General features: G+C 42.7%; 25 protein-coding genes. 20 read left to right on the top strand and 5 right to left on the bottom strand.

What is annotated here, in order from left to right:
- The first annotated feature begins 471 nt into the window (after positions 1-471).
- From RSX31_RS12255 to RSX31_RS12185, 15 genes are all read left to right on the top strand, one after another.
- The gene (locus RSX31_RS12255; protein WP_315634736.1) at positions 472-1,716 is read left to right on the top strand and encodes an MFS transporter; all 1,245 of its coding nucleotides are present in this window, start codon (positions 472-474) and stop codon (positions 1,714-1,716) included.
- Positions 1,717-1,863: 147 nt separating this feature from the next.
- On the top strand, positions 1,864-2,076 hold the full coding sequence (locus RSX31_RS12250; protein WP_315634735.1) for a helix-hairpin-helix domain-containing protein: 213 nt from the start codon (positions 1,864-1,866) through the stop codon (positions 2,074-2,076).
- A gap of 65 nt (positions 2,077-2,141) precedes the next feature.
- Positions 2,142-2,849 (top strand): DNA alkylation repair protein, encoded by a 708-nt coding sequence (locus RSX31_RS12245; RefSeq protein ID WP_315634734.1) that lies wholly within the window; start codon positions 2,142-2,144, stop codon positions 2,847-2,849.
- 84 nt (positions 2,850-2,933) lie between these two features.
- The gene (locus RSX31_RS12240; protein WP_315634733.1) at positions 2,934-3,845 is read left to right on the top strand and encodes a GNAT family N-acetyltransferase; all 912 of its coding nucleotides are present in this window, start codon (positions 2,934-2,936) and stop codon (positions 3,843-3,845) included.
- 241 nt (positions 3,846-4,086) lie between these two features.
- Entirely contained in the window at positions 4,087-4,299 is a 213-nt protein-coding gene (locus tag RSX31_RS12235; protein ID WP_315634732.1) for a helix-turn-helix transcriptional regulator, read from the top strand.
- Positions 4,293-4,718: a hypothetical protein gene (locus tag RSX31_RS12230; protein ID WP_315634731.1), complete on the top strand. Its 426-nt coding sequence runs from the start codon at positions 4,293-4,295 to the stop codon at positions 4,716-4,718. Before RSX31_RS12235 ends, RSX31_RS12230 begins: the two co-directional genes overlap by 7 nt.
- Before the next feature lie 12 nt (positions 4,719-4,730).
- A complete protein-coding gene (locus RSX31_RS12225; RefSeq protein ID WP_315634730.1) occupies positions 4,731-6,269 on the top strand; it encodes a CPBP family intramembrane glutamic endopeptidase in 1,539 nt (512 codons plus the stop codon).
- A 244-nt stretch (positions 6,270-6,513) separates the two neighbouring features.
- Entirely contained in the window at positions 6,514-7,695 is a 1,182-nt protein-coding gene (locus RSX31_RS12220) for a permease (RefSeq protein ID WP_315634729.1), read from the top strand.
- A gap of 215 nt (positions 7,696-7,910) precedes the next feature.
- Entirely contained in the window at positions 7,911-8,432 is a 522-nt protein-coding gene (locus tag RSX31_RS12215) for a DinB family protein (RefSeq protein ID WP_315634728.1), read from the top strand.
- Positions 8,433-8,478: 46 nt separating this feature from the next.
- On the top strand, positions 8,479-8,895 hold the full coding sequence (locus tag RSX31_RS12210; RefSeq protein WP_315634727.1) for a RidA family protein: 417 nt from the start codon (positions 8,479-8,481) through the stop codon (positions 8,893-8,895).
- Between the two features lie 17 nt (positions 8,896-8,912).
- Positions 8,913-9,518, top strand: a complete 606-nt coding sequence (locus RSX31_RS12205; protein ID WP_315634726.1) for an FMN-binding negative transcriptional regulator — start codon at positions 8,913-8,915, stop codon at positions 9,516-9,518.
- Positions 9,519-9,966: 448 nt separating this feature from the next.
- Positions 9,967-10,998: a cyanophycinase gene (locus RSX31_RS12200; RefSeq protein ID WP_315634725.1), complete on the top strand. Its 1,032-nt coding sequence runs from the start codon at positions 9,967-9,969 to the stop codon at positions 10,996-10,998.
- A gap of 262 nt (positions 10,999-11,260) precedes the next feature.
- The gene (locus RSX31_RS12195; RefSeq protein WP_397548095.1) at positions 11,261-12,772 is read left to right on the top strand and encodes a spore germination protein; all 1,512 of its coding nucleotides are present in this window, start codon (positions 11,261-11,263) and stop codon (positions 12,770-12,772) included.
- A gap of 35 nt (positions 12,773-12,807) precedes the next feature.
- The gene (locus RSX31_RS12190) at positions 12,808-13,899 is read left to right on the top strand and encodes a GerAB/ArcD/ProY family transporter (protein ID WP_315634723.1); all 1,092 of its coding nucleotides are present in this window, start codon (positions 12,808-12,810) and stop codon (positions 13,897-13,899) included.
- 37 nt (positions 13,900-13,936) lie between these two features.
- On the top strand, positions 13,937-15,010 hold the full coding sequence (locus RSX31_RS12185) for a Ger(x)C family spore germination protein (protein ID WP_315634722.1): 1,074 nt from the start codon (positions 13,937-13,939) through the stop codon (positions 15,008-15,010).
- Between the two features lie 80 nt (positions 15,011-15,090).
- Here RSX31_RS12185 and RSX31_RS12180 read toward each other — a convergent pair whose 3' ends face one another.
- The 3 genes from RSX31_RS12180 to RSX31_RS12170 all read right to left on the bottom strand — a co-directional run bounded on the left by RSX31_RS12180 (position 15,091) and on the right by RSX31_RS12170 (position 18,060).
- A complete protein-coding gene (locus RSX31_RS12180) occupies positions 15,091-15,267 on the bottom strand; it encodes a winged helix-turn-helix transcriptional regulator (RefSeq protein WP_315634944.1) in 177 nt (58 codons plus the stop codon).
- A 214-nt stretch (positions 15,268-15,481) separates the two neighbouring features.
- Positions 15,482-16,504: a DUF3231 family protein gene (locus RSX31_RS12175; RefSeq protein ID WP_315634721.1), complete on the bottom strand. Its 1,023-nt coding sequence runs from the start codon at positions 16,502-16,504 to the stop codon at positions 15,482-15,484.
- Positions 16,505-17,226: 722 nt separating this feature from the next.
- On the bottom strand, positions 17,227-18,060 hold the full coding sequence (locus tag RSX31_RS12170; RefSeq protein ID WP_148994825.1) for a YitT family protein: 834 nt from the start codon (positions 18,058-18,060) through the stop codon (positions 17,227-17,229).
- 147 nt (positions 18,061-18,207) lie between these two features.
- On the opposite strand from RSX31_RS12170, the gene RSX31_RS12165 reads away from it, so the two are divergent.
- Both RSX31_RS12165 and RSX31_RS12160 read left to right on the top strand, forming a co-directional pair.
- On the top strand, positions 18,208-18,660 hold the full coding sequence (locus RSX31_RS12165; protein WP_148994824.1) for a MarR family winged helix-turn-helix transcriptional regulator: 453 nt from the start codon (positions 18,208-18,210) through the stop codon (positions 18,658-18,660).
- 15 nt (positions 18,661-18,675) lie between these two features.
- Positions 18,676-19,194 carry a GNAT family N-acetyltransferase gene (locus RSX31_RS12160; RefSeq protein ID WP_315634720.1) on the top strand — a complete coding sequence of 173 codons (519 nt, stop codon included), beginning with the start codon at positions 18,676-18,678 and terminating at the stop codon, positions 19,192-19,194.
- Between the two features lie 235 nt (positions 19,195-19,429).
- Here the strand turns inward: RSX31_RS12160 and RSX31_RS12155 are convergent, their stop codons facing one another.
- Positions 19,430-19,927, bottom strand: a complete 498-nt coding sequence (locus RSX31_RS12155; protein ID WP_148994822.1) for a DinB family protein — start codon at positions 19,925-19,927, stop codon at positions 19,430-19,432.
- A gap of 127 nt (positions 19,928-20,054) precedes the next feature.
- Positions 20,055-20,816, bottom strand: coding sequence for a DeoR/GlpR family DNA-binding transcription regulator (locus RSX31_RS12150; RefSeq protein WP_315634719.1), 762 nt, complete (start codon positions 20,814-20,816; stop codon positions 20,055-20,057).
- Between the two features lie 220 nt (positions 20,817-21,036).
- Here RSX31_RS12150 and RSX31_RS12145 point away from each other — a divergent pair, with 220 nt between their 5' ends.
- The 3 genes from RSX31_RS12145 (at position 21,037) to RSX31_RS12135 (ending at position 24,466) form a co-directional block, all read left to right on the top strand.
- Positions 21,037-21,789 carry an ABC transporter ATP-binding protein gene (locus RSX31_RS12145; RefSeq protein ID WP_148994819.1) on the top strand — a complete coding sequence of 251 codons (753 nt, stop codon included), beginning with the start codon at positions 21,037-21,039 and terminating at the stop codon, positions 21,787-21,789.
- Positions 21,782-23,404: an ABC transporter permease subunit gene (locus RSX31_RS12140; RefSeq protein WP_315634718.1), complete on the top strand. Its 1,623-nt coding sequence runs from the start codon at positions 21,782-21,784 to the stop codon at positions 23,402-23,404. Before RSX31_RS12145 ends, RSX31_RS12140 begins: the two co-directional genes overlap by 8 nt.
- Before the next feature lie 69 nt (positions 23,405-23,473).
- Positions 23,474-24,466 carry an extracellular solute-binding protein gene (locus RSX31_RS12135; protein WP_315634717.1) on the top strand — a complete coding sequence of 331 codons (993 nt, stop codon included), beginning with the start codon at positions 23,474-23,476 and terminating at the stop codon, positions 24,464-24,466.
- Positions 24,467-24,470: the final 4 nt, after the last annotated feature.

Raw genomic sequence — 24,470 nt, 5'->3', positions numbered from 1 at the left:
GAGCATAAAAAAGGACACTGCCGTCATTCCCCCCTTACCTTTTGTTTTATTATTCTGAATTATAGCAAACAATAAATAGTTTGTCTAATGGATAAACTAAGTATTTTTTACCTGTTTTGAAATACTGAAACACCAAAATCCAACAGAATAAGACAAGGAAGTTTCCCAAAAAACGATTGCCCCAGCAGGGTTCCTCTGCTATGATTATCTTACTTATAAAAGAAATGGAGGTTTTTCTGTTGACAGCATCAATCAGATTGCGTTTCCCGCTTTTCACTCGTTAATTGAATACGTTTGAAGGCTCTGCCTATGTTCAGAGCAATGGGATTGATCTGTCTATTTTTAAGAAAACCTGTATTTGTCGGTATTTTTAAAGAGGGGAGGAGTCTCCTCTCTTTTTTATGTCTTAAAAATATCAAGTAGGCAAGGCTTATTTTTATAGTAAATATAATAGAAATGAGTTGGTGGGAAATGAATAAAGTAAATCAAAATCTGAAGGAAGATTGGTTAAGGAATATCATTCTCTTTCTAAGCAGTCAGACGATCTCGTTATTCGGGTCGTCCCTTGTACAATACGCGATCATGTGGCATATCACGTTAGAGACGGAGTCCGGGTTGATGATGACGTTGTTCATCATTTGCGGATTTATCCCGACCTTCCTCCTGTCCCCGGTTGCGGGTGTCTGGGCGGATCGCTATAACCGGAAGCTGCTGATTGTGTTATCGGACGGACTGATTGCGACTTCAACGTTGGTTCTCGCGATTCTCTTCTTAATGGGATACGATTCGATCTGGCTGCTGTTTGTCATGGCAGCAGTCCGGGCCCTTGGAACCGGGATTCAGACACCGGCTGTCGGTGCGATTTTGCCGCAGATTGTCCCAAAGGATAAGCTGACGAAGGTGAACGGGGCAAATGGAAGCATTCAGGCTGTCATTATGTTCGTGTCCCCCATGGTCAGTGCGGCATTACTTGGGATGGCATCAATTGAAATCATCTTCTTCATCGATGTCATTACGGCAGCCATTGCCATCATCACACTGCTGGCCTTCTTAAAAATTTCGGTGCATGAGAAGGCAGCGGGCAAACAAACAACAAGCTACTTCAGTGACTTCAAGCAAGGCTTGCAATATGTCAACAGCCATGGGTTCCTGAAGAAGTTCTTCCTGTTCTTCTCCATCTTCTTTGTTCTGATGGCACCTGCGGCCTTTCTGACTCCGCTGCAGGTCGCCAGAAGCTTCGGGGACGATATTTGGAGACTGACGGCCATCGAAATTGCCTTTTCCATCGGGATGATGGCAGGTGGAGCCATCATTGCTTCGTGGGGCGGATTTAAAAATAAGATTGCCACGATGACCTTCGCAAGTCTGATTATGGGGTTCTGCACCTTTGCCCTTGGCATCGTTCCGGTCTTTTGGTTCTATCTCGTATTCATGGCATTATTCGGAGTGGCCATGCCGATTTTCAATACACCGACAATGGTTTTGCTTCAGGAGAAAATCGAAGAGAATTACTTGGGAAGAGTCTTCGGGGTCATGGGGATGATCTCCACCTCGATGATGCCGATTGGAATGCTGATATTCGGACCCTTGGCAGATATCATCGCCATTGAATGGCTCCTCATCGGAACAGGCGTATTGACCATTCTCCTTTCCGTCATGCTGGGCCGCGATCAAGTGTTGATCGAAGCAGGTAAGCCTGCACCTGCGCTAGAGTGAATGTAGTCTTAAAAAGAGCTGTCATTGTGGCAGCTCTTTTTTCTGTCATGAAATAAAGGAACAGCACTATGTAGGGAGAATACTTATACTAAACAGGACCATTCAATTTTGTTTGCAAGACAGATGAAAAGAGAGGGGGACAGGGGCATGACCAATAACCCAACACCAGAAAGCGAATTGCCCAAGATGAGTAAACCCGCGAACCGTGAGCTTCATAACGCCGGGTTTTATCGCCTTGAGCAATTTACCAGCGTGTCGGAATCCGATATTCTGAAGATTCATGGGGTAGGACCGAAAGCAGTGCGAATTCTGAATGAGGCCCTGAAAGAAAAAGGGCTGTCTTTTACAAAAAAATCATAGAACGATTTGATTAAAGTGTAGTTGTGCTGAGATGGACAACCCATAAAATAAAGGAAGTGGATAGGATGGATTCACAAACGGTCATGCAAGAACTGGAGGCACTGGGCAAGGAACGATCGAAGAAAATGTACATATCCAATGGTGCCCACGAGCCGGTCTTTGGCGTCGCGACAGGTGCGATGAAGCCGATCGCCAGGAAAATCAAGAAGGATCAGGCGTTGGCCGAGGAGTTATATGCAACGGGGAATTACGACGCCATGTATTTTGCCGGTGTCATTGCCGATCCGAAAGCGATGACGGAGGCAGACTTTGACCGCTGGATCGAAGGGGCGTATTTTTATATGCTTTCCGACTACGTGGTGGCGGTCACTTTGGCTGAAGCGGATATCGCTAAAGACGTGGCAGACAAGTGGATCGCAAGCGGGGAAGAGCTGAAAATGTCCGCGGGGTGGAGCTGCTACTGCTGGCTGCTTGGGAATCGCAAGGACGAAGAGTTCTCGGAATCGAAGCTCGCGGGAATGCTGGAGCAAGTCAAAGAAACCATCCACATTGCACCTGAACGAACGAAATCGGCGATGAGTAATTTTGTCACGACAGTCGGGGTTTCTTATGTACCTCTTCATGAACTGGCTCTTCAGACGGCAAAAGAAATCGGACCTGTTGAAATGGTACGGGAAGGGAAAAAGAACAGCACCCTGAAGGCTGCCGATGATATTCTGAAGCAAGTGGAGAAAGGGAAGATTGGGTTTAAGCGGAAGTATGTGAGGTGTTAATCCGTCCACGGGGACAGGTACCTTGGCCCGGTGAAGCCAAGTGACCTGTCCCTTTGGCTCTCTATTAGGAAGGTAGGAAATACCATGCAAATAACCATTCAACCGCCTGGCAGCCTTGAAAAGCTCTCGCGGTTTATTGAAAAGAAGAACAATCAATCACAGCATCATATTGGATACTGTGGAGAGAAAGCAAGTGAAATCCTTGACTCATTAGAGACGGATTTTTCCGATTTGGATGTATCGAAATCCTTCCTGGTTGCCTGCAGAGGTGAGCATATTATTGGTGCTCTGGGGTTTGATATCGACTTAGAAGATCAAAGCGCAGAAGCTTGGGGACCTTTTGTAAACGAAGAAGAAGATTGGGTGGATATAGCAAATGAACTTATGATAAGGCTGCTTTCTTCATTTGAAAATCCATTAGAGAGAATCTATTACTTTATTAATGAAAGAAATGAACAAGCCAAGGGGTTTCTATCTGATATAAAAGCCGTAGAGAAGGGTGACCATCTCATTCTTAAAGTAAAGCGGGATCATTTTCATTTAGTAGATTCCTGTGAAGTTGAACACTTTTCTCCTCATTTCAAGGAGGCATTTTCTGAGCTTCATCATTCCGCCTTTCCGGGCGCATATTACAGTGCTGATGACATTCTTGGTTTCCTTTCCGATCAACACAATCAACTTCTCATTATTAAGGATGAATGTCAGCAAATAAAAGGCTATTCCTATATCGAGGCTAAACCTGAGCACGCAGAAGGAGATATTGAATTTATTGCGGTTTCCCCTTTGTATCGAAGACAGGGGATTGGGACCCAACTAGTCAAAGCTTCTATCCAACAGCTTTTCAATCACGATGAAATTGCTGAAATCACCCTTTGCGTCAGCAAGCAGAATCACCAGGCTATAAATCTATATAGAGCTGCCGGGTTCGAAGTGGCTCATGGGGTGGTCAGCTATGAGTGGATGGCGAGAGAGTTAGAGAAGAGAGGTGAGTCATGAAAGATTGACTCACCTCTCTTTTTCGCTTATTGACTATCTAATGGATGGAGTACGAGCGTAGCTATCGCCTCTCATCATTTCCTTTCTTCAAAAAAATCCCCTTGTCAACTAAAAATACAATTATTAACAATTCCTCCACAATCCCTTGTCCATTTAACAAATAAAGTAAATCATCCTATACATAATGCAATGGATACCTTACATTTAAGTTAATTAATCCATTAAAGGAGAAATATGGTAGATGTTGAATAATTCTGTTCGTGAACTGCGCGCCAGGTTCCGTTTTACCCAGCAGGATCTGGCTGATCTAGTTGGCGTCACCAGACAGACGGTCGGATTGATCGAAAAAGGGGATTATGCACCGTCCATCACGCTGGCTCTGAAGATCTCACACGTATTTGAGGTCCCGGTGGAAGAGATATTTCGATTGGAAGAGGAGAGAGGTTCATGTTAAAGAAGATATTTCAGTCACCACTGTTCAATGCCGTTCTCATCATTGGCCTTGGGATCATCATGTTGGGAGATCATTATGCGGCCCATATCCCGGATTGGCTCGTGGTGGATTCGATGGTGCTCGGGATTCCGATCCTCATCATGATGGCGATCATCCCAGTTTATAACAGACGGCATCCGCAAAATCGGATCAAGCCGAGCGTGATTCCAATGGAACTGCGGGAAGAAGATGAGGGGATGCAGTGGCTGACGTTCAAGGCGACGAGGAAGGTGTATATCTTCTTTGCTTTCGCGATTCCAACCGGCATTGCGCTGACTGCTTATCTACACCACATTCCTTATGTTCCTATCATTCTATTAATCGGAATGGGCGTCGTTCAATATCTCATTTATTGGTTCCAGATGAAGCGTTTCAGCTAAAGGGGGAAACAGATGGATACTCAGTTGATCATCTCAATCATCATACTCATTACCCTGGCGGAAGTCGGTGCCGTCATCCTGTTTGTGAAATACAGAAGGGGGGACATGGACAGCAACCCGTTCATGACCATCCTGAAAAAAGAGTGGATCATTCTTTTCTATGCTTTATTCAAATGGAAGAAAGGTAATGACAAAGGAGTCCAGAGCTATTATTATCACAAAGGATCGAATTACTTCTGGCTGTTCATTGCGCTCCTTCATGAGCAGGTGATCGAAGGGATTGTCTTTCACATTTACTTAAAGGAAATCGATCCCCTCAGGGCAAATATCCTCGTTGTGCTCCATGTCTACAGCATCCTCTACATGCTGGGGGACTACAACTTAGTCAGGAACTCGCCGATCATTCTGAAAGGGAACAAAGTTGTCATGAACATCGGGGTAAGAAGGTCACTGACCTTTCATATCAGGGATGTAGACACCATCCAACCGGCAAGGACGCAGTATAACAAGAGCGGTGGCATCATCCATGAGAAAAATGCCTACCATGTCAGCATGCTTCCAAGAGTGTTCACACGGGTATTCGGCATGATGGATGAACTGAAATATAAAATCATCTTCAAGGAACCCATTTACGCCAGAGGATATTTCGGCCAGAAAAAAATAGTAACGAGGGCTTTGATATCGATGGACAACCCAGAGCCGTTCATTAGGGATCTTCAGGAAAAAGTGGATTGCTATGTTGAAAGCGAAGAAACGGAAGATCATCGATTGGTCGCTGCTGCTTATGAGGGGAAAAGACCGAGTATCATCAACTGGAAGGTCTATTTTACGCTTCTCATCCTGAATATATTGGGCGCTTTGGCGATTGCCCCCTATGCCATGGCACGGGAGAATCTTCATGAAGTCATGGGACTGAGCAAGCTATCCTTCACCATGTTCTATGTCATTCAGGTTCTGCTGGAAGCGGGAATCCTGCTGTTCATCGCCTTATGGCTCGCTAAGAAGGTGAAGCTCAAGGCACCGATCATCGAATCTTTTTTCAACAAAACCCAACCGCTTCATTCTTTTAGAAAACCCGTCCTGAAATCCGCCCTCTATGGGGTACTCGCAGGTGTGGTCATCAGCATCTTCAGCCTGATCGTATCGAAGCCACTCGGAGTGGACAATTCTTCACTTAATGAACCCGCTTGGTGGCTGGGGACATTGGGGTCATTTGGAGCGGCCGTGAATGAAGAATCGATTTTCCGCCTGTTCCTGGTCACCCTGCTCATTTGGCTGCAGGTGAAGATGTTTAAAGGAACGGCGACAAAAGCGAAGAAATGGACGGCCATCATCGTTGCTTCCCTGGTCTTCGGCATCATGCATTATGGTGTGGCGGCGTCGAATTTCGATATGACTCTGGGGTTATTCATCAGCATGCTCGTCATCAATGGGATAGGAGGGCTTGTGTTCGGGGCACTCTTCGTCTTTGTGGGACTTGAATTCGCCATGATCGCTCATTTCACAGCGGATATTGTGCTGCATGTGGTTGGTCCGCGGGTGGTGGAGTGAGGGAGCCATGGTGACAGGTCCCATGGCCCCATTTTGATGCCTGGCCCGTTGCGTTTGTATGAACGCAACGGGCCAGGCACTTTTCTATGAATTTGAAGTGTTACATAAAACAGTTAGTGGTAATAGTACAACAGCCGTGATGGGAATCAGATCCCCTTTTTCATGCAAGATGCAATGTTTCTGCATAATTAGTGGGTAACAATGAACTATAGCATATATCAATTACAGAAAAGGAGATGGTCATTTGTTAGAATTGATTGGCGAATCTGCGAAGACCTCACTGGGGTATTTCTGGAAATCAGGTTGGGCATTCGTACTTGGATACTTAATCAGTTCCATGATTCAGGCCTTTGTACAGAAGGATAAAATGGTGAAGTATATGGGGAATCCAAGCTTGAAGTCTGTTGGGTTATCCACACTATTCGGGGCGATCAGCTCCTCCTGTTCCTTTGCAGCCCTGGCAGCAGGGCGGAATCTTTTCAAAAAAGGGGCCCATTTTATTCCGACCCTGGCCTTCCTATTTGCTTCTACCAACCTGGTGATTGAATTAGGCATACTTATTTATATCTTTCTAGGGTGGCAGTTTGTGGTTGCAGAGATAATCGGGGGCATCGTTCTGATCTTTATTACCTGGATTCTTGTGAAAATCACTTATCCTAAGAAGCTGGTGGAGGAAGCGAAGGATCATGTGGAGGACGAGAAGGAAGACGAAGAAGGATTCAATTGGAAAGAGAAAATCAAGTCCAAAGAGGGCTGGTATCAGGTCGGACATGAATTTGTGATGAATTGGCAAATGGTGTGGAAAGAGATTACGATCGGATTTACCATCGCGGGGATCATGGCCACATTCATTTCAGAGAATACGTGGAAAATGTTCTTCCTCGCCGATCAACCGGACTCATTTTTAAAGGTACTGGAAAATGCACTGATCGGTCCGATCGTTGCCATGCTCACATTCATCGGGTCCATGGGGAATATCCCCATTGCAACCATTCTCGCTTCGAGCGGAGTGGCCTTTGCAGGAATCATGGCCTTCATCTATTCAGATTTGGTCGTACCACCGATTGTTGCGGTTCACAAAAAGTATTATGGTTTAAAAACGGCATTATACATTGCAGGTATCTTCTACCTATCGATCATCCTCACAGCATTAGGAATGCATTATGCGTTTACGGCTGTCGGATTAATCCCGGAAAACGCAAAACAAGTGATGAATGAATCACCCTTTCAAATCGATTATACCTTCTGGCTAAACATCGTATTTGCCGTCGTGGCGATGGTGTCCATCTATTTGAATCGACTGTTCATGAAATCCGGACATCACCATTCGATGATGAACATGGAAGGTGACTCGAAAGTGAAGACGATCGTAACGTATATTTGTATCGGATATTTAGTGGTTGGAACTGTTGTACATTTTGTGTGATTCGTTCAGTTAGGCTGCCCGTGACTAGCGGGCAGCCTATTTTTTTGTGTGTTGGGCATGTACCGAATATAACAAGGGATTCATTCTTCTACGTCGAACTTAACTTAAGAGATCAATTGGATTTACTCCTTCTGATGGGCACCGCGAAGAAGGGGAGGGTGAAACAGCCAGTCGTCACTTTTTCACTAAAGAAATCCATTAAAGGAGGAAAGCGTATGAACTTTAAATTAAATGAAGGAATCGAGGTCTTGGATAGAACTCCAAAGACCCTTGAATATTTCCTTTCCGGTTTGTCGAAAGGATGGTTGGAGTGTGATGAAGGGGAAGGGACCTGGAATGCCATTGGAGTTGTGGAGCATTTAATCGAAGGGGAGAAACATAATTGGATTCCGAGATTGAAGATGATCTTCGAAGAGGGGGAAAGTACGGTGTTCCCTGTTTTTGATCGTTTTTCACATTTGGAAGAAGACGCATCAAAAAGTCTTGAGGAGAAGATCGTGGAATTTGCTTCCCTCAGAGCAACAAATGTGAATGAGTTAAAAGAGTTAGCGGCTCGGTATTCCCTTGATGCAACGGGTATGCATCCTGCTTTTGGCAAGGTCAGCGCCCGTGAACTAATCTCCACTTGGGTGGTCCATGATTTGACCCATATTACTCAAATTGTAAGGGTGTTTTCCAATCGTTATATGGAAGATGTGGGGCCATGGAAGGAATATTTAGGGGTATTGAACTCTTAAACATGAGTGAGTCTTCGGATTCGTCAAAATAAATGGAGGGAACAACATGAACAGAAAAATATCATTGATTCGATCAGCACATTTAGCCCATGTTGATTATGCATACGCTTCAAGAGTACCTTCGGACATGGATCTTCTGTTTTTGGCCGGAGCCTGTCCTCTTAATAAAGAAGGGGAAGTTCCTCATATCAATGATTACGAACTTCAAGCCAAACTGTGTGTGGAGAATATGAAGGAAGTACTGAAAGAGAGTGGTGCCTCCTTGAAGGACGTGGTATATACCCGGGTCCTTGTAGCTTCTCTGAATCAGTCGGATTTAGTGACGGCTTGGAACGCGATAAGAAAAGAGTTTGGGGATCATGACGTCCCGAGTACGTTATCAGGAGTGACTGTACTGGGATACACAGATCAATTGGTGGAAATCGAAGCGATCGCAGCAGTAGAGAAACGAACAAATGTATAGCTGGAAGGAGGATCATTATGTATATTCCAAAAGATTTTAAGATCACAGATGAATCGGTTGCCTACGAAATCATGAAAGAACATAGTTTTGCGACTCTTTTTTCTCAACACGATGGATTGCCATGTGCCACTCATATACCGTTAATAGTAAACAGGAAGTACTTATACGGACACTTTGCACGCCCGAATCCTCAGTGGAAAGATATTGAAAATCAAACCGTCCTGGCGGTTTTCCATGGTCCCCATTGTTATATCTCCCCATCCTGGTATGAGACGAATAAAGCAGTGCCGACCTGGAATTACGTGACCGTTCATGTGTATGGAAAAGTCGAGCTTCTGAGTGACGAAAAGGAGTTAATGGAATCATTCCATGATATGGTCATGAAGTATGAAGCTCCTGACAGTACATACAGATTACAGGATGCAGGTGCTGACTATCTCGCCGGTATGAGCAAGGGAGTTCAAGGTTTCAAAATAAAGATCAGTAAGATAGAAGGAAAAGCGAAGTTGAGTCAGAATCATTCATTGCAGCGACAAGAGCTGGTGATCAATCAACTTGAACAAATTCCATATACAGATGAGCAACAGATTTCATCATTGATGAAGGCTAATCTAAGAAAGTGATGGTTATTGTATTTGAATCACAGGATTGGTTCAGTAATAGTATATAAGTCTGCTTTCTAAATTAGATTTGGTTGATAGGAAGCTTCTATACATCTATGAAAAAACAAGGGTAACTCTATTTTTCTATTTGTTTAACCTGTTTATGCCTAGGGTGATTTTATACTTAGTCATTTCTGCTACGATTATCTTGGTTACCTCCTTCTTTATTTTAAGGAAATCGGGGTTAAGATGTCATGCATTCTACTTGATAGGATTTATAGTTAAATGGGTTATTGGGGTTAAATGGTTTTTTTAAGAATAACCTAAAAGACATTAAAAAAGCAGATTAACACATTAAAATACTGAAAATTAACAATTTTCAAATTGGCATAAAACTTGCACTTAGATTAAGTGTAGGGAAGATCTGAGACGTCCCTACAAATAATGAAGTGTGGGGAGTGCAAGAAACATGAAGAAATATTTGAAAATGGCTGCAACGATTGGTTTGTCATTGGGATTATTGGCTGCTCACGGGCCTGCTGAAGCAGCAAGTAAGGATTATACGTATTACGGCTATGGAGACACGACAAACATTACCCGATCTACCACTTATGGGCTTAACTTAATGGGTGGGTCAACAGATGTGGATGAAGCAATGCTATGGATGGCGGAAAAGGCAAACGGAGGGGACTTCGTTGTTCTACGAGCATCTGGTGGTGATGGCTACAATCAATATGTGTACGACTTAGCCGAAAGTAACGGTGTTCCCTTAGACTCAGTGGAAACCATTGTATTAAATAATCGCAATGCTGCGTACGATTCGTTTGTACTTGATAAAGTATTTAAAGCAGAGGCCGTTTTCTTTGCGGGTGGTGATCAGTCTTTATATGTGGACTATATAATAGATACACCACTTGCAGATACATTAAATGATTTAATTTCAATCTACGATGTTCCAATAGGTGGAACGAGTGCAGGACTCGCGATTCAAGGACAATTTGTATATGATGCGAGAAACGGTTCGGTTTATTCAGATGAAGCATTAAGTAACCCAAGCAATCGCTACATGACGTTTACACGCAACTTATTAGATAACCCTTATTTAACAAGCACCATCACGGACACGCATTTCGAGCAACGCGACCGTATGGGGCGATTTGTTGGGTTTATGGCTCGTAATATCATGGACGGTTGGACGACACAGGCAAAAGGGATTGCCGTTAACGAACAAACTGCTTTATTAGTGGAAGCAGACGGCTCAGCACGTGTTGTATCTCAACCGGGAAGTACGGATGCCGCTGTATACATCGCTCGTACAACAGGTGCACCAACAAGCGGCTCACGCTCACCATTATCAATGAAAGACATTGAAATGGTGAAGTTAGAAACAGGTGATACATTCTCCTTCCCGACTTGGACAAGCAGCAACGGCCTGAAATATAAATTAAATGCTCAGAATGGTGTATTGACGTCAACGACCGGAAATATTTACGGAAATTAATAGGAATTTCATTTTAATAATGATCCCCCGAAGTAATTCGGGGGATTTTTTTTGATTTAACCGCATTAAGACGTGGAAGCAGTTGAAAACACTGATATCATCTACCCTCGGAATAAATCCTTACTTTAAAGAGAAACTAGATGAGAGCAAGCTTATTTAGGAGGTTTGTTTAGTGGATTTTCTTCATAAGGTCATTGGATACCTTCCCGATTTCAACGTATACATCTACGCCATATTAACGTTGATCGTACCCATTATCATCATGAAATTAACGACCTTACTTACTGGTGCAATGAAACAACCCGGCTCACCAAAACAGAAGGAATCAACCCTTAAGATGACAAGCGATCTATCTGAAAATGTATCGATGATCAATGAAGTGCTGGGAGAAAATAATGATATCATAACCCGGGAATTTTTCATGAATGATTCAAGAGCTTCGATCATCTTCACGAGAGGGTTAGTGGATACAGCCATTATTAATAATAATATTTTGGACCCCCTTATGTTCAACACGATAGATGACGAGAGGATCCCTTATTCGCTTAAAGAAATGCTTCCTGTGAGTGAATGTCATGAGGAAACGGATATACATACAATCACTTCCTATATTTTAAGAGGGGAAACAGCATTGCTTCATGAGAAATCTACTGAAGCAATCATTTTAAAAACAAGTGAATCAAAAGATCGGAGTATTGAAGAACCTGTAACCGAGCAGGTAGTGAGAGGTCCCAGAACGGGTTTTAATGAAAATATTAATGATAATCAAGCCATTCTAAGAAAAGCCGGTGTGAATAAGGATCTCAGGTTCATTAGCGTCCAAGTTGGAGAACGATTTAAAAAGGAACTGACCATCGCCTATATAGAGGGCATTGCCAATGAAACAATCCTACAGAACGTGAAGGAAAAGATTGAATCGATTCACATCGATAATGTACCGGAATCTGGATATATTGAGGAATTTATTGAAGAGAATACTTTCTCACTTTTCCCGCAAATTCAAAGCACGGAACGACCTGATCGGGTGATTGCTGCATTGTCAGAGGGGAGAGTAGGCATCTTGCTGGATGGTACCCCATTTGTCTTGATTGCTCCAGTGACCATCAATATGTATCTGCAATCACCAGAAGACTATTATGATCGATGGATTCCCGGCTCGTTGATTCGGTTGTTACGATATACGGCTGCTTTCATCTCGGTCTTCACTCCCGCTTTATATATTTCCTTTGTTTCATTCCATCAGGGGTTAATTCCAACAAATCTGGCCATTTCCATTATCGGCTCTCGTGAAGGAGTCCCATTTCCTGTTCTCATTGAGGTTATGTTAATGGAAGTTTCGATTGAAATATTAAGGGAGGCAGGGTTGCGTTTACCCAAACCCATCGGCCAAACCATTGGGATCGTCGGGGGTCTTGTGATTGGAGAGGCTGCGGTGCAAGCAGGTATCGTTAGTCCGGTTACAGTCATTGTTGTGGCCATAACGGCGATCTCATCGTTTTCACTCCCACAATATACGTTAAGTATTTCATTACGTATCTTACGGTTTATCGCCATGTTTTTAGCTGCTACTCTGGGACTCTATGGTGTCATCGTCTTTTTCCTTTTTTTCTGTATTCACCTTGTCCGTTTAAAAAGCTTTGGAGTCCCTTTCCTCGGTCCTGCAGTACCGTACCAAATCAGCGATTGGAAAGACTTTTTAATCAGACTGCCGATCCAATCAATGAAAAGGAGACCCGAAATTCTGAAGCCTGGCGACAAAATCAGAAAAGGGTAGTCATGGACTTCACTTATTGAAAGGACTTGTACTGAATGAATTTGAATCAACAGGAACGCATTAGTCCTACTCAAGCGATCATCCTCATCATTAACTATGTTCTTGGAGTCGGTATATTAACGCTTCCAAGGACAGCTGCTGCTGAAGTAGGGACGCCCGATATCTGGATAACCATTATCATCAGCAGTATTTTTCCCATCATAGTAGGGATGATCATTTTAATCCTTAACAACAGATATCCTGACAAAACTTTTTTTCAGTATAGTAGAGAAATTGTCGGGAGAATACTCAGTGTCATCCTTGGGGTAACAATGATTATTTATTTTCTTACACTCACCAGTTTTGAAGTCAGGGTTATGGCTGAAGTAATCGAAACCTATTTACTGGAGGGGACTCCCATTCCAGTTTTAATTGTATTATTTCTTTGGCTAGCCTTTTATTTAAATACGGATGGAATTAATTCCATTGCACGTGTGTTCCAGGTGATTTTCCCCCTTACCGTCATCATTTTCATTTTAATTGCCACAATGAGTTTAGGTTTATTTGAAATCAATAACCTGCGCCCTGTTATGGGAAATGGAATCCTCCCCGTGTTAAAGGGCGTTAAGACAACGTCACTATCCTATATTGGGATCGAGCTAATGATTATTTTATCGGCCTATTTAACGGATCCCAAGAAGGGGAAAAAGATTGTCTTTATTGGAGTATTACTACCGATGATTTTTTACCTGGTTACAGTCGTTATTGTCATAGGTGCATTATCAATAGATGGGGTAGGGAATCTTGCCTGGCCGACTATCTCTCTCATCAATTCGTTTGAATTTCCAGGCATCTTTTTTGAACGCTTTGACTCGCTATTTTTGATCGTATGGATACTACAAATATTCGCTACGATCTCCATCACGCTTTATGTTGCCTCTCTTGGTCTTTCACAATTATTTAATAAGGACATAAAGGTGTTTCTGCTACTCTTTCTTCCCATCGTATTGATCATCTCCATGGTCCCGAATGATATCCACCAATTATTCGCATTAGGAGATTTGCTTGGAAATGCTGCTATCCTTTTATTTGGTGTACTGCCAATCCTTTTATTAGGAGTCTCTTTCTTAAGGAGGAAATTCAATTGAAGAATGTTACATATCTTTTCATCTTCTTATTGAAAAATTGGACCTTCTATTGGGTGTTGGGATAGATGAGGGGCACAGTAGTAGTTATGAGTATTCAGAAGAGGATGTAATGAATGTGACCTTTCAACTTGTGAATGTGTCCGGCAACCAATCTCCTAAGACGTATTCAGGTAATGCAAAGCCTTTTGTTAATGTGAATGAAACAGGTGAATCATTACTTGAGGCCGCACGGGAAGTTTTATTAAAACGAAAAAACACTTTGAACGGGCAACATCAAAGACTGGTTGTATTAAGCAGTAAAGTAGCCCAAAAAAGAAATATCAGAGAATTATTGGATTTCTTCATTCGTGATCCCGAGGCAAGAATGAGTTGTTTGATCATGGTAACGGGTGGCCTGTCCAGGGACATTATGGATACGGAAACGGATGAAATTCCTTCGGTGCATATAAAAGAGGTCTCAGATCATATCGAAAAATCGAATAAGCTAATCGAACCCATGACTCTTTCGAAAATCAACGCAACGATGGAGGCGAAATCAAGTTTTCTTCTGCAAAATATAGAGAAGAGAAATAATGAAATCATCCTCACCGGGGCAGCTGTGATTAATGGGGACACTCTCACTCAAGTAGGATTTCTAAATGAAGAAGAATTGGTAGGAATTAATTGGTTAACGGCTTTAACAGATGGAGGAATCGTAAAGATAAAGGAAGAAGGCAGGAACAAAACAATTACGTATGAGCTTGAAACCGTCGATAGCAAAGTCAAACCTCTACTAAAGAATGGACAAATTTCCTTTCAAGTTGATACTAAAGTAAGCGGGCACATAACTGAACTGCTCGCAGAAACGGATGAACTCACAAAGAAAGAAAATATTAAGGATCTAGAGAGACAAATAGAAGAAAAAATCAACGAACAAATAAAAAATAGTTTAGAGAAAATCCAACAGGACTTGAAAGTGGATGTGTTAGAATTTCACGACTACGTTAGAATTCAACACCCGGACTATTGGAAAAGTCACAAAGATGACTGGGACAATACTTTCAGTCAAGCAAACATCGATTATCAAGTAGATGTCCAAATATCTTCGTTGAATATGAATATAAATGAATAAATACAATGTATTCCAGGTACGTATATAATGATAAAAAACGCCAAGGTTTCCTTCCAATAAAGGATCTTTGGCGTTTTGCACTATTGGTGCAAGCAGACCTTCCATTCTGCTACTATCAGTCCTTCTTTTGTCGTAATGGATCCGAAGTTCATGTCCCATTCCTGCAAGTATTGGACAAATGGTCTCAACCCTTCACCAAGAGGGGTCAACTCGTATTCTCCTTTGGGTGGAATGACGGGATAGACCTTAACATTTATTTGGTTTGTAAAACAAAATAATGCCTCATGGAGGTTTATATGGATAAATGGGTGAGGGTAGGGAATGTGGATGTAGCGTATTCCGTTGACGGAGACGGACCGGGATTGAGAGGGGCGTTTAATTTCTGAAAGATTATTTGAATGACCTCGATTTATGCCAAAAAAAATGTCCTGCCTCTTCGAATCAAAAGGTGAGGACATTTTAGTCGATTCCCTACTCAGGATCTTTGGATTTAGACAACTTTTCTTTATCTATTGTACCTGGTGGTTCTTCCAACCATTTATTCTTAATCATTATATTTGCACCGTCTTTTGCATATTGTCCTATTTCCAATGAAAGTCTTTCATAGATAAGAACTAAATCATTTCTCTGACTTGCAGCTGCTGCAGTTGAATAATTACCCACCCCAGATGCGCTTAAAAAAGTCATAAGAAATAATGTTAATTTATCTGAAAAAGGTGGAGTCGTCTCGTTTGTAATGGATACGTCTGAAGACATAGGAGATTGTATATTATTATCCAATAATTTTTTTGAAAATATCTCAATATGCTTTTTTGCAATATCGCTTCCTCGCAACATCCATTTTTGGACATCCTCACGAGGCGAGGTTTGAGCAAAACTTATTGCGAGCTTTGTTCCAAGTACATTGGTTTTAATGTTCATAAATAAATATGAAATTTCAATAGCATTTAAAGGGCGTTCCTTATTAAAAAAGGAAAAACCAGATAAATAGGATTTATTGTCGACAAAATCGTTTCTAGTGGGATATGCAATATAAGGTGCTTTAACATATAGCCCTTTAAGAAGAGCGGCATCAGTACATGCGTCAAACAATTTTGTTGTCGCATGTAATCGTTCAATTAGATAAGTTCTTATGTCTTTTCGAGAAACCATTGAAATAAATCCGCCATAGGCAATTAACCCTGATTTTGACATAAGGTCTAAAAAAGTTAACAAAAATTCATCCGTATATAACCTAGGTGCATTTAAATTAACATCTTTTTCAATAGCAAATCCATTAGGTAAGAGCAACCCTTCATCCTTAAAAATAAGAGTGATTTTCTCAATATGTGTTTTTGTAATGGTTCTTGCATATCCAACAAGCGGACGTATTTCTTTATCCTTTGCATGAACATAAAAATATTCTAAGATGCAGTGAGCCATGGTGTCATTCATATAAGCAGACCAAAGGGTGGCAATTTCAGCCGAAGTTAATTTGATTTTGTCTGTTGACATGGTTATCCTCCATTGGAAATGGTTAAGTAGATATATTCTTTACATTTATGAAGAATATTATTAGTAGGAGGTTTACATTAAACTGGCTTTACTTTCACTCCAACCTCTAACCGAACTGAAAATTTGTCGTTTAATTACGGATTAATGATCAAGATGTTGAAAGCTTACAGATTGTTTTGTACAAAGCATAGGTAGGTGGCCAACTGGGAAAGGAATCTGATAAGGAAGAGGACTGGAGATGAAAATCGTATGGGTGTGTTGCCTTTCTCAGCGTAGTTTGTGAGAATGCTGACCAAGGAGTCCTGACTTTAAAAAGTGATACGGGAAACGAGAAGGAAACTGAAGGGGATGGTTATCCTATTATGAATCCAACTAATTCGATGCTCTCATGTAAAAAGATTTCTCACAAACGGCTCATATAATGGCATTGTTGGCTCATATATCAGAATTCCTGCTCATATCTCGCCGGAAATGGCTCGTAAAGAGCGAAAAAAAGCCTCACATAATGGGTGAGGTGATGAGAATTGAAGTTGGAGACCCATAAATAGGTCAATATGACGGTCCTTTTAATATGAAAACTAGAGCAGTTTCCTAAAATTTACTCAAAATCTAATAGAAAACGAGCTATTTTAAATAAAATTAGAGTATAAGAGACAAGTCACAGGGCAAGGTGGACCAAGTAAACGGGCCCGCGGCAACCGCCACGGGCCATTCTCTATTTCTTATGTCTTCGGAAACGTAAATCCTTCCCCGAACACATCCCTCACATCATGGACCACCACAAACGCTTTCTCATCAATGTGCTGGATCATCTTCTTTAAGAGGAAGAGCTCCTGCTTATTGATGACCACATACAAGATATCCTTGGATTCTTTCGAATAATGACCTCTTGCATTAATGACGGTCACCCCGCGGTCCATTTCAGCGCTCACTTTTTCAGCGATGGCGTCGGTATGAGCGGAAATGATCGTGACGGCCTTTCGGGTATCGAAACCATCAATCAAGTAATCCAGGATCTTCGTACTGATATAGATGGAAATTCCCGTGTACATCGTATTCTCTACCCCGATGACAAACGATGAACCGAGAACGACCACAATATCGAACACGAACATCGTTGTACTGACGGCCCAGCCGAAATGCTGATTCAGCATGCGGGCAATGATGGTGGATCCTCCCGTCGTCCCACCTGAACGCAGGACAATCCCGAGACCTAATCCGATGAACACACCGGCGAAGACCGTGCCGAGCATGATATCGACGGACTTCCCCATGCCTTCAGTCAAATGAATGAAGAGAGAGGAAAAGAAAATCGCAAGCATGGTGTACCAGGTCACGCGTTTATTTAATACTTTATAACCGATTGCTAAGAGGACCCCGTTCATGACGAAGTTCGTGATACCCGGTGACCATCCCAATACATAATAGAGGGTCATGGATATACCTGTCACGCCGCCTTCCCCAAGCTCATTCGGGATCGCGAATAAGTTCACGCCGAGGGCAAAGAAAAGGGACCCTATAATAATCAACGTAATTTCCTTCACAGTCGTATTCATTTCATCACTCCGTTCTATTTGAATACTAGGATACTATAGCACAGGGAAACTTCATGAGGAAGCACTGTTTTTGATTTTTTTGTTGCAAATGCAATAAAGTTGGGATAGATTTAAAATATATTATTTACTAAAAATAAGGAGTTCATTATGAAAGGGATTCTTCGTGAAATTGGAATGATTGCAAGGGCGCTGGATTCGATCAGTAATATAGAATTTAAGGAATATGACCTGACAAAAGGGCAGTATTTGTACCTTGTGCGTATTTGTGAAAACCCGGGGATCATTCAAGAAAAGGTTGCTGAGATGATAAAAGTGGACCGGACAACAGCATCTCGTGCCATAAAAAAACTTGAAATCAATGGTTTTATTGAAAAGAAAGAAGACAATCAGAACAAAAAAATTAAAAAGCTTTTTCCAACAGAGAAAGGGGAGACGGTCTATCCCTTTATAAAAAGGGAAAATGATCATTCCGATCTCATGGCATTAGAGGGGTTTTCCGATAGTGAAGAGGAAATGATTTTAAATCTTCTTCAAAGAGTAAGGGCAAATGTCGAAAAGGACTGGGAATATGTTAAAAAAGGAAATAAGAGAAAGTATTGAAGAGAGGAGCCGCTTATGACGATCATGTTAAAAAAATGTACCCTTGAAGATGCACGCACCCTTCAAGAAATTAGTTATGACACATTTAATGAGACCTTTAAGCATCAGAATACACCGGAAAATATGGAGAGCTATCTGGATAAGGCTTTTAACTTAAAACAAGTGGAAAAGGAATTATCCACTCATTCCTCACACTTCTTTTTTGTGTACGTTCATCATGAAGCCGCCGGTTATTTAAAAGTGAATACCGATGATGCACAGACTGAAGAAATGGGGGATGAATCACTCGAAATCGAGAGGATTTATATAAAGAATACTTTTCAAAAACATGGTCTTGGCAAATATCTTCTGCATAAAGCGATTGAAATGGCCAGGGAACATCACCTAAAGAAAATCTGGCTTGGCGTCTGGGAAAAGAATGAAAACGCCATTGCCTTTTATAAGAAAATGGGGTTTGTTCAAACGGGAGCGCACTCTTTTTATATGGGGGATGAAGAGCAAACGGATCTGATCATGACCAAAACACTCTTATAATATTGTTAAAAGGTGGATCGCTATATTCCAAACGACTTTAAAGTCACAGATGAACCGGTGGCTTACGGGATCAGAGAACACCGGCGGCACTTATTAATCAATAAAATGGAAGGACGATTTCCACACATTTATCGCTACTTAAAAACAAGGAGAATACGGTTATTGCGCTGGAAGATGCTATGTCTTTCTATTAAACAAAAAAACAACCGGCCACCGCCGGTTGTCCTCACTCAAATTAACTCTTCTGTGCATTCATGGCTTCCCATTCTTCCTTACTCGGACCATACACGCCGGGAACATTCAAATCAGCCTGTCTCATAAGAGTCGTCAATTGACCACGGTGATGAGCCTGGTGCTGAATAAGCAGACGGAATACGGCTTGCACCGGCATATCCATCCCGAACAGGTTCACCACTTCGTTCATTTTCTCATCTGAAACCTGTTCAGAAACGGCTTCAGCAAGACGAGTACTTACCGTTCTATACGTTTCACTGATTTCTGAGGCAGATGCAGGTGCTTCTTTTCGAAGATCCGGCACTTCAAAGGTGATACCAAGCTGGGCCGGGAAGTAATAAACGGATCCCGTGATATGCCAGGCGACGCTTCCGATGCTGTACAAGTCAGGTGCAACTTCATGTTTCAATGACTCATCCGTCAGTGCATCCAGGACCTTTTGGGTAACGGCGGCTTCTTGTTTCCATTCTTGTACGAAACTACTTACTGTTGTGAACATGGTAATTCCCTCCTTAATGTAATCAACATCATTGTAGCATGTGAAGTGATCATTGCGCTTCTTTTAAGGGCTGACGTTTCTTCCATAATGAAAAACCGCGACGGCCTGGCCAGTCGCGGTTTTTAAATTACTCAGCAATGAGTAACTTCGTCTCACAAGTGCTGAATTCCCCAATCCACTGAGGGCTGACATGCTGATCGGTGACAATATAATCGATCTTTTCAAGTGGGGCGATCCGGACGGTGACTTCCTTGCCGAATTTGGTGTGGTCTGCTGCCACATAGACTTCTTTCGAGATCTCGATGATTTTTTTCCTTGTGACGGCTTCTTCAAGGTTATAATCCGATATGCCTCGCCCAGTGGTGATTCCGCTCGCACAAATAAAGGCTTTGACAATGTTCAACTCATCGAAATTAAAAATATAATCATAGGCGACCACCGAGCTTTCGTGTCTTCTGATTTTGCCCCCGATGATGATAAGTTCGACTTCACTGTTGATGAGTTCCGTGATGACAGGCAGAGAATTGGTCACGACGGTCAGATTTTTTCTGTTCTTGATGGCTTTTGCCAATTGGTAGGTCGTGGAGCCGCTGTCGATGTAAATGCAATCTCCCTCTTGAATCTGTTCATTGCATATTCGCGCGATGCTTTCCTTTTCTTCCAGGTGGCTGACCATTCGATCAGCCATCGCGGATTCCCCTGTGTCAGCTTCGACTAATTTGATCCCTCCATAAATCTTCTCGATCTCATTATTGTCAGAAAGGATGTTTAAGTCTCTCCTAAGTGTATCAATGGATATGCCTAACTCTTCCGTAAGTTCTGCGTGCTTTAGTACCTTCTTCTCTTTTAATAAGTCAATGATTCTTTGACGTCTTTCAAGTGGAAACATAACCTCACCCATTCATTATTGTTACTTGTAGTCTAAGGGTACTGGTGGAATCTTTCAATGATGATCTTGTAAAAATATGAAAACATCTCTGTTAATATATGCAAAAGTTAATTAAAAGTTAGGTAAGATATGTGCAATTTTTACATAACGTTTACACAAAAAGTGACGTCTGTTTACAGAGAGTTTTTATACTGAGGGTGTGATTAAGGAGGTGACGCGTTTGCTTACATTACATGGAGTTCGCAAACAATTCGATAAAAAAGTCGTGTTAGAGGATATCACGATTGACATTAAACAAGGGGAAATCGTTTCGCTTCTGGGTCCGAGCGGGAGTGGGAAAACGACGCTGCTCAACATCATCCTCGGACTGACCAATATGGATGGTGGACGAATTCTCTTCAGCGGGCAGGACGTTTCACATGTTTCCATGAAAAAGCGCGGATTCAATATCGTCTTTCAGGATTATGCGTTATTTCCTAATTTGAACGCGTATCAAAATATCGTGTACGGCCTTAAAAATCAGAAAACGAAAATATCAGAGGCAGAATTGGAGGAATACATTGACTTCCTGGAGCTGAAGCCACATCTGGAAAAACGGATCGGAGAGTTGTCAGGCGGTCAGAAACAACGAGTCGCACTTGCACGGACATTGGTGACCAGGCCGAAAGTGCTGTTACTGGATGAACCGCTTAGTGCACTGGATGGCGTGATCAAGGAGTCCATCAAGGACCGGATCAAGTCGATCGCGAAAGAATTGGGGCTCACGACGATCATCGTCACCCATGATCCCGAGGAAGCACTGACGCTTTCCGATAAAATTCTCATTATTAATGAAGGAAAGGTCGCCCAGTTTGGAACGCCCACGGAAATTATCCAACAGCCAGAGGATGAGTTCGTCCGGGAGTTCATTTTAAAGCAATTACAAATTAAGCGAAACAATATTTATGCCCTGTTTGGTGATAGCCATGATTAAAGTGAAACCGGAAATGAGGTTCATCTTTTACGCGGCAGTAGGACTGTTTCTGATCTTTTTGGTGCTGCCTCTCATGGTCTTACTGATGAAGTCCCTGGAAAGTGGTCAGGGTTTCACGTTCTCGACGTATCTCGATGCCTTATCAAATAAGGACATATTAACCGCGATCCGGAACAGCTTTAAAGTATCGGCTGTAACTGCATTGATCACAACGGTCCTGGCATTTGTAATGGCCTACTCAATCAATGCAACGAGAATACATCCCACCTTCAAGGGTGTATTGAAGACAGGTATACTCCTGCCCATGCTGCTTCCTACGATTACATACGGGTTTGCCATTATGTACTCCTTCGGAAATCAGGGGCTGTTTTCGAAGCTGTTTGGCTCACCGCTCTTTAATATGTATGGCTTTAACGGGCTGCTTATCGGTTATGTGATCTACACTTTACCGCCGGCGTTTCTCGTCATTCATAATTCATTTCAGTACATTGACAAGAAATTCATCATCGTCTCAAAGCTGATGGGGGACAGTACACTTCGAAGCTTTATGAACACGATTATCCGCCCGCTGTGGGGGACGCTTGGAGGGGCCTTTGTCCTTTCGTTCATTCTCAGCTTTACAGACTTCGGGATTCCCGCCTCCATCGGCGGAACGTATACGGTGGTCGCGACCCTGTTGTATCAGGTGATGCTCGGAGCGATACCGGATTTCAATCAGGGGGCCGTGATCGCCGTACTGATGCTGCTGCCGGCTGTCCTGGGGATATTGCTCCTTCACTATTTGGAGAAATTGAATTTTCATTATGACAAGGTGACGGACACGGAACTGATGCGAAACCGGTGGAGGGACACAGTACTCGGATCACTGTCCTTTCTTATTTTATCAGGAATGGTCGCGACGTTTGCGATTATGTTCATTGCTCCGTTCCTGAAGCAGTATCCGTTCAATAATACGTTTACCTTGGAGCATATCATCGATACGTTCAGCTCCAATGATTTGACGGGAGTCTATAAGAATTCTCTTTACGTTTCCGTACTGACGGCGATCTTAGGAACCATTGTCGCCTATGGAGCGGCCCTGATCAATGGAAGGACAGCTGTGAAGGGGAAATCCGTCATGGACTGGATTGCGATGGTGACGAATACGGTTCCCGGGATGGTGCTGGGACTGTCTTATCTGCTTCTATTCAATGGGACAAGCTTTAAAGGCACCTTTGCGATATTGATCTTCTGTAATTTGATTCATTTTTTCACGACCCCTTATTTGATGGCGAAGCATTCTCTGTCGAAGATGAATCCAGGCTGGGAAACGACGGGGGAGCTCCTCGGGGACAGCTGGTTCAAAACCGTGCGCCGGGTCATCATTCCGAACTCAGCCACGACCATTCTTGAGATGGCGGGCTACTATTTCATCAACTCGATGGTCACCATCAGCGGAATCATCTTTCTGATTACGGCCGAAACGTCATTGGTCTCGAGTAAAATCCAGCAGCTTCAGCACTTTGCCAAGTTTAACGAGATTTTCGTTCTGTCCCTGCTTATTTTCGGAACCAATCTGATCGTCAAGCTGCTTTTGGGCTTTTGGCAAAAAAGAGCATCACTTCAAACGTTTTGAAAGGTGGCGGCCCATGATAGTGGTCGCAAGCCTTGAAAATAAAAAATCTACTCAAAGGGAGAAATGAACATGCTAAGCAAAATGAAAAGAGGGTTTCTACATTTAATGGTGGTATTATGTGTTGCAACGCTGGCAGCATGCGGCAGTTCAGCATCAGGAGAAGAAGAAAAAGTGGTGATCGCAACGAATGGGGATGATGAAGCGGTGGAAGCGATGGAAACCGCATTGAAGGGCGCAGGCTATGAAGGGAGATATGTCCTTCAATCCCTCGGAACATCTGAATTAGGCGGAAAGCTTTTAGTAGAGGGAGATAAAACGGATGCTGATTTGATTACGATGAGTTCCTACTATATTGAAAGTGCTCAGAAAAAGTATGACATGTTTGCTGATTTAACGTTCGAACCGAAGGCATTGGATCAGAATCCAGCCTATTATACTCCGATTCTATCAAATACTGGTTCCATTTTCGTGAACACGGAAATCCTGAAACAAAAGGGCTTAGAGATGCCAACGTCCATCAAGGATTTAGTGAAGCCGGAATATCAAGATCTCGTATCGATCCCGAACATTATGGATTCTTCTACAGGCTGGCTCCTCGTTCAATCAATCATGAGTGAATATGGTGAAGAGGAAGGGAAAGAGATTCTAAAACAATTGATTTCGAATGTCGGGCCGCATCTTGAAAGCTCAGGCTCCGGACCCATCAAGAAGGTGCAGGCAGGCGAGGTCGCCGTTGGATTCGGACTCCGTCACCAGGCAGTGGCCGCTAAGGAAAATGGAGAGCCGATCGACTTTGTCGACCCGACAGAAGGGAACTTCTCGTTAACTGAATCGGTAGCGGTCGTGAAAAAGGATGAAGCGACCACGGAGCTTGCGCAGGAAATGGCAAAGGTCATTATTGAAGACGGACGGGAAGCGTTGATTGAGTCCTACCCGGTGGCGCTTTATGAAGGTGAGACCGTATCTGAGAGTAATAAACCGGCACATTCGAAAACATTTTCTGAGCCGTTGACCGTTGATCTATTGAAAGAACATCAGGAATTCTTTAAATCTGCCAAATAAGGAG

The organism is Rossellomorea yichunensis (genome assembly GCF_032337515.1).
In the GTDB taxonomy this organism is placed as follows: Bacteria; Bacillota; Bacilli; order Bacillales; family Bacillaceae_B; genus Rossellomorea; species Rossellomorea yichunensis.
This window is presented reverse-complemented; position numbering and strand designations above follow the sequence as displayed.